At 42.2% G+C, this 7,002-nt stretch carries 3 protein-coding genes; all 3 read left to right on the top strand.

The window, feature by feature from the left end; all coding sequences use genetic code 11:
* The first annotated feature begins 347 nt into the window (after nucleotides 1-347).
* The 3 genes from QM629_RS05260 to QM629_RS05250 all read left to right on the top strand — a co-directional run bounded on the left by QM629_RS05260 (nucleotide 348) and on the right by QM629_RS05250 (nucleotide 6,835).
* Nucleotides 348-4,097, top strand: coding sequence for a MopE-related protein (locus QM629_RS05260; protein WP_415157923.1), 3,750 nt, complete (start codon nucleotides 348-350; stop codon nucleotides 4,095-4,097).
* A gap of 183 nt (nucleotides 4,098-4,280) precedes the next feature.
* Nucleotides 4,281-6,218, top strand: coding sequence for a histidine kinase (locus QM629_RS05255; RefSeq protein ID WP_415157921.1), 1,938 nt, complete (start codon nucleotides 4,281-4,283; stop codon nucleotides 6,216-6,218).
* On the top strand, nucleotides 6,218-6,835 hold the full coding sequence (locus QM629_RS05250; RefSeq protein ID WP_415157919.1) for a response regulator: 618 nt from the start codon (nucleotides 6,218-6,220) through the stop codon (nucleotides 6,833-6,835). Before QM629_RS05255 ends, QM629_RS05250 begins: the two co-directional genes overlap by 1 nt.
* Nucleotides 6,836-7,002 lie beyond the last annotated feature (167 nt).

Raw genomic sequence — 7,002 nt, 5'->3', positions numbered from 1 at the left:
TGATTTTTTGCATGTTTTATGAGTTTTAGGGCGTCGGAAGTCCTCTCCTTTGGAGAACCTGTCCCGGCCATTCGGGAGGATTTAGGTGAGGTCTGTCTGCAAGCTTTAAACATATCGCTTATCCCGAACTCACGTCAATTTAAGCGTTTGCGAAGTGTTTGTTTGGCGGATGGTTTCATGTATTTGCTTATTCAGGTAAATAACGAAAGGGGTTTTAAAAAAAGTATTTGTGCTGGTTTTCATGCATGGATTAGAAAAAAATCTTTGCATTTATTCAAAAATCCTGTTTTTCGGGGATAAAGGGGCTTAATGCTTACTGTTATGTTTGAGTTTTAAATAATTGGCTTATGAAAAAGATATACCTGCTTAAAACTCAACTTTTCCTTTGTAAAAAACTCCTGCTGTTAACGGCGTTATTATTTCCGTTGCTGCTGCATGCACAGCTTGAAAAAGTTACCCTGTCTAATTACATGGCTTGCGGCGGTGCAACCTTAGTGCCCAACCCTTTTTTTGGAAGCGGTTCCGTTCCGCAAGTAACTATTTATTATGAACGGTTAGTGGGCGCCGATACCTGGCAGTTGGAAGGCACGCAGGTGTATAATAATGCAACAAGTTTTGTAAGGTATGATGGGGATGATATAACCCAGGCAACTTTCTTCAGGGTGCGCGCTTACGATGAAGTTACGGGCAAAGAATATATTTCCAACAGCGTAAGTGTTGACCCTGCTAAATGGAATGTTGACCGCGGCACCGCTTTCAGCACCGCTTTTGCTTATTGGGGCTCAACCTGCACCAACGGGTATATTATGGTTAGCAATTACCTCACTACAGCCGGCCGGCCGCCTTTTAGAATTGAATATAAAAAATCAACAGATGCTAATTATAAGGTATGGGGCGAAACTGCCAGTGGCGCATTCATTACAGATATTGATCCCGGCGTGGGTTACAGCATTCGGGTTACGGATGCTTGTGGAAAGGTTTCCAGCCTTGGTGCATCATTGGGCATACTTGCCAGTGCAGCCGTTACACAAACTACAAGCACCTGCACCAGCAACGATGGTGTTATTACCGTAAGCACCAATGGCGACAGCCGTTATTCCGGCGTGGCGCCGTTTACGTTCAGTGTTCATAAATATGGCAGCACCGGGCCGGATACGGCTTATGTAAGCGGCAATGTGTTCAGTAATTTATCTGCCGGAACGTATATCTATGGTGTTCGCGATGCCTGCGGTATTGGTTATACGGGCTCAGTTGTTTTGGGCGCGCAACCGCCTGAAGCAACTGCCACTTATAATATAAATGCATCAGATTCTTGTTATAACGATATTGTAATTCATGTAACCAAAGGCACAGGGCCGTTTAAATATGGAATAAAGCCTTATGGCGGCAGTTATACTTATTCAACAGACAGTGTGTTTAAGGTTACCAATTTTGGCTATTATTATTATACGGTAACCGATGGCTGCGGCAGTACAAGCTATGAACAGAAGGTGTATGTAACCAATAATATCAAGATTATAGATTCTGTGAAATGGATTGGCAATAATTGCCTTAAAGACCTTGTTGTTTATACATCGGGTAAACTGGCGCCTTATACTTTTTATTTGAGGAATTATTATTTCAACAGTTACCAGCCAATTGTACAAACTGCTGATACGTTTCATAATATCCCGGCAGGCTGGTACACATTGGTTGCAGCAGACCGTTGCGGCAGGCAATTGCAAAGCCTGGATATTAAGGATGTAATGCCTTGCCCGCTGCTAACAGATACCGCCACTTTTGAATCAAAGAACAGTAGTGCTGGCTGCGGTAACTTTTCAGGCAAAGAATGGATTGATGTAAATGATGATAACGGCAACCTTATTTACTCCATCAACCCCAACGGCAATACAATGAACAATGTTTGCTGGGGCGTGCATGTGGAATATAACGGGGGGGATTCGTTGCGCACAAGCAATATCAATAATACACCAACCTATTTTCTTGACAGGAATTTTTATATTGAACCGCCGGCAAATATTACGCTTACTGATTCGGTATCTGTCCGTTTATATGTATGGAGTATTGAAGTGAGCAACATGCTTAATTATTTATCATCATTGGGACAGAATTATGATTATACCGATCTTAAAATATTAAAAAAGAAAGGGTCGTCAACATCGCCTGTAAATCTTGTGGTAACGGATGACACCAGTGCTGCCTTAAGCCAGTTTACTGTTATCACACCAAAAATTGCAACATTTGGCACGGGCGCACTTTACCTGGAATTTAAGGTGAAAGACTTTTCAGAGCTTAACCCGTTCATGGGCAGCTTAACCTTCAGCCAGCAAAATACCTATTACGCCGATAATGATGGCGATGGCTTTGGCGATGCATCCAAAAGTATTACAGCCACTTCCCCGCCCCAAGGCTATGTAACCGACAATACCGATTGTGATGATACGAAGTTTTTGTATGCCGATAACGATGGCGACGGTTATGGCGCAGGTTCCCCGGTTGCATGCGGTGTAGCCAATAATACAGATTGCAACGATAATGATGCAGGCGTACATCAATCGCATATTTATTATGCGGATAAGGATGGCGATGGCTTTGGTAATGTTGCAGATTCTGTAAACGATTGTTCATCAACACCGCCCGCCGGTTATGTAACAGATAATACCGATTGTGATGATACGCAATTGTTATATGCTGATAACGATGGCGACGGTTATGGAGCAGGTTCGCCTGTTGCCTGCGGCGTTGCCGATAATACGGATTGCAATGATAATGATGCAGGCGTACATCAATCACAGACCTTTTATGCAGATAAAGATGGCGATGGTTTTGGCAATGCTGCGGATGTTGTAAACGACTGTTCATCTGCGCCGCCTGCAGGTTATGTAAACAACAGTACAGATTGTGATGATAACGACAACACCATTTATCCCGGCGCACCTGAACTGTGCGATGGTAAAGACAATGATTGTGATGGACTGGTTGATGAAGATGGCGGCGTAACATGGTATAAAGATGGCGATGGTGATGGCTTTGGCGATGTAGCTTCAACAAAATTTGCATGCACACAACCGGCCGGTTATGTGGCAGACAGCACCGATTGCGATGATACAAGGTTCTTATATGCTGATAACGATGGCGACGGTTATGGAGCAGGTTCGCCTGTTGCCTGCGGCGTTGCCGAGAATATGGATTGCAATGATAATGATGCTGCCATCAACCCTTCAACCACGTGGTATAAAGATGAAGATGATGATGGCTATAGTGATGGCAATACAAAAACGCAATGTGCACAGCCTGCGGGTTATAAACCGGCAACAGCATTGCTGGCGGTGAGCGGTGATTGTGATGATAATAATGCCGCCGCTCATCCCGATGCTGCAGAAATATGCGGCAACGGTATAGATGATAATTGCAATGGCATAATTGATGAAGGCTGTAGTGTTCCAATAACAGTTTCCATTGCGGATACAGCGGTGACAGAAGGCAACAGCGGCAGGAAAGACATGCTGTTCAGGGTAAGTTTAAGCAGCGCTGCAACGGCAGCATGCAGTATTGACTACAAAGCGCAAACCTATACCGCCATTATTTATTTCGATTTTGTTTCATCGCAAGGCACGCTCAGTTTTGCACCGGGTGAGCAAACAAAGTATATACCGGTAAAAATTGTGGGCGACCGCTATTGGGAACCGAATGAAAAATTGAAACTTGTTTTGTCAAACCCGGTGAATACAACTATTGCAGGGTCATTCACGGCCATTGGAACGATCATAAATGATGATGCATTCCATATCCCGCGCAGGCCATTTAAAACAACGTTCAACAGTGATTCGGGCAATGCAAAATCGCTTACCATCACGCAATTAAAAATACCTACACTGCTGCATCATTACGATAAATGGATGATACAAGGTTTGCCGCAGCACAACAACGTTATCGTAACGGACATAAACGGCAAAGTATTAATGAACCGGAAGGATTATCAAAACAATACAGCCTTTGCCAGCCAAACAAGCGGCATGTATTATTACCGTATAAGCTTTATAAATAAAGAAGGCAAAGAAGAAGTATATAAAGGAAAGCTGTTGCTGATTGATTAAATATGGATAACACCGATGATTAAATAAAAGCCCGGCATTTTTCCGGGCTTTTATTTGTAAATACGGCGGTACATAAAATGTTTTTAACCCTTTTGCTGCAAATGCCTTACTGCAATAAAATCATGGAAAAACAGGATGCAGCAGAATGGCCTTAAATATTTAATTTGTAGCAGGAACAATTATATGCTGAAAGTTATAGTTACACTCTGCCTGTTTGCTGTATTTTCATTCGCCCGGGCGCAGGATACAGGTACAAGGGACAGCCTGCTGCAATCGCTGGCCAAACAAAAACAAGACACCACTGCCTGCAACAGCTTTTATAAACTGGCGCTGTATTACCAGATGAACAACCAGGACTCCTCGCAGTATTATCTTGATAAATTAAAAGCCTTATCACAAAAAATAAATTTCACCAAAGGCTTATATAAATATTATGAACAAAGTGTAGTGCTTGATTTTACAAAAGGCAATTACAACCAGGCAGTAAGCCACAGCGACAGTGCTATATTATTCGCCCGCAAATTAAAAGACAGTACTTTAGTGGCAAGCGCTTATGGCAACCTGGGCATAACGTACAATTATCTTGGCAAATACAACGATGCCATTGATGCCACTTTAAAATCAAAAAACATATTTGAAGCCATTGGCGATTCCACACGGCTTTCGCCTACATATCATAACCTTGCCAACTGCTATGCTTATAATTATCAATACCAGAAGTCGCTTGACAATGCTTTAACCTCCATTAAAATACATGAGCAATACGGCAAGCCAAACAAATTTATCAACAGGGTTTATTCAACTGCGGCACAAGCCTGGCAGGCATTGGGCAGGTACGACAGCGCTGAGAAATATTTTAGCATAGCCATACAAAAATCAAAACCCAACAACGATAAAATTGCCGAAGCCACTATATATGGTTATCAAACACAACTATTCGGCTTGCAGAAAAAGTTTAAGGATATGCTGCAGGCTGCACGTGCATCCTGCAGTATTGCAAGTGAGTTAAAAAGCAGACAAATGCAGGCCGCAGCGTTTAATACACTGGCGCTTGCAAATTTGTATAACGGCAATATAACCGCAGCCGGCACAAGTATTGATTCGGCATTGGCTATCAGCAAAGCAGATTCATTGATGCGGGAGCAGGAAGAGGGTTACGGCATACAGGCGTATGTATATGTGGCAAAAGGCAATTATGCGGAAGCATTTGCAGCACAGCATATTTCAGATTCCATACAACAGGCTGTGCTGAATGATGAAGTGGTACGTTCTTCCGCCGATCTTGAAAAAAAATATGAAACAGAAAAAAAAGAAGTACAGATAAAACTACAGGAACAGCAGTTAAACAAAACGCATATCATTAACGGCATCCTTATTGGCAGCGCGGCCATTTTATTATTGATACTGGCGCTTGTTTACAGGAATTATACAATAAAACAAAAGCTGCAGCAGCAACGCATTACAGAACTGGAAACGGAAAAACAACTGGCCGCAACAGAAGCTGTTTTAAAAGGCGAAGAACAGGAACGAACCAGGCTGGCCAAAGATCTGCACGATGGTTTGGGCGGCATGCTGTCGGGCATAAAATATTCATTAAATACGATGAAAGGCAATTTGATAATGACGCCTGAAAACGCGCAGGCTTTTGAGCGCAGCATTGATATGCTTGACAGCTCTATACAGGAAATGCGCCGCGTAGCGCATAACATGATGCCCGAAGCATTGGTTAAGTTTGGGCTGGATGCGGCGCTGCGTGATTTTTGCAACGAGATAAACCAAAGCGGCGCATTAAGCATCAGTTATCAATCTATCGGGCTTGACAATACACAACTTGACCAGACAATTGCCATTACTGTTTTTCGCATTGTACAGGAGTTGATCAATAACATCCTGAAACATGCAGCAGCAAAAAATGCAATCGTTCAGTTAAGCCGGTCTAATGAACAGTTAGCCATTACAGTTGAAGATGATGGCAAAGGCTTTGACAAAGAAATTTTAAAAAGAACAAAAGGCATTGGCTGGGGCAATATTGAAAACCGTGTTGAATTTTTAAAAGGGAAATTAGATATTGACGCTTCACCAAACAAAGGCACTTCTGTATTAATTGAATTTAAAACATAATGCACAGCAAAATTTTTATAGTAGATGATCATTATATGGTGATTGAAGGCATTCGTTCGCTGCTGCAGCATGAAAGCGATATTGAATGGATAGGACATGCCATGAATGCAGAAAGTTGCCTTGCCTTTCTTACAAAACAATTACCCGATATTATTTTAATGGATATAAACCTGCCCGACAAGAGCGGCATTGATTTATGCAAGGAAGTAACACAACAATATCCATCTGTTTTTGTGATTGGGTTAAGCACTTTTAACCAGCTGAGCTTTATACAAAAGATGATGGAAAACGGCGCATCGGGCTATGTATTAAAAAATGCAACGCGGCAGGAATTATGCGATGCCATCAACACGGTGATGAAAGGGAAGGAATACCTGAGCTTTAATGCTGCACAGGTTTTGCGTAATGAAGACAAAAGCAGGAAGCCCGTTTTAACGCGCCGTGAATTGGAAGTATTGCAACATATAGCCGATGGCCAAACAAATAATGAAATTGCCCAATCGCTTTTTATAAGTATTACAACGGTTGACACGCATCGAAAAAATCTCCTGCTGAAGTTTGCTGCAAAAAATACCGCAGAGCTTGTAAAGCTTTCATTGCAATCAGGTGTTTTATAAAAATTGAGTGCCAGATTAAAGTAATCAGGCTGCGCACCAAGGCAGACGCATTAAAATTTTAAAGGCATAAAAAGAAGCGTAGCTTCGAAAAAATATTGTAAAAACGGGTTTCAACCCGTTTGAAACCATCAAAATGTTGTTGAGAGCCATCGGCTCGTTACATTATG

It is taken from the genome of Parafilimonas sp., from assembly GCF_047606085.1.
Taxonomy (GTDB): Bacteria; Bacteroidota; Bacteroidia; order Chitinophagales; family Chitinophagaceae; genus Parafilimonas.
Note: the sequence above shows the minus strand (reverse complement) of the source record. Positions and strands in the feature narration are given on the sequence as shown.

Excerpts from the sequence above, each read along its gene's own strand:
- QM629_RS05250 (WP_415157919.1), top strand. The coding sequence starts at position 6,218 with ATGCACAGCAAAATTTTTATAGTAGATGATCATTATATGGTGATTGAA.
- QM629_RS05255 (WP_415157921.1), top strand. The coding sequence starts at position 4,281 with ATGCTGAAAGTTATAGTTACACTCTGCCTGTTTGCTGTATTTTCATTC.
- QM629_RS05260 (WP_415157923.1), top strand. The coding sequence starts at position 348 with ATGAAAAAGATATACCTGCTTAAAACTCAACTTTTCCTTTGTAAAAAA.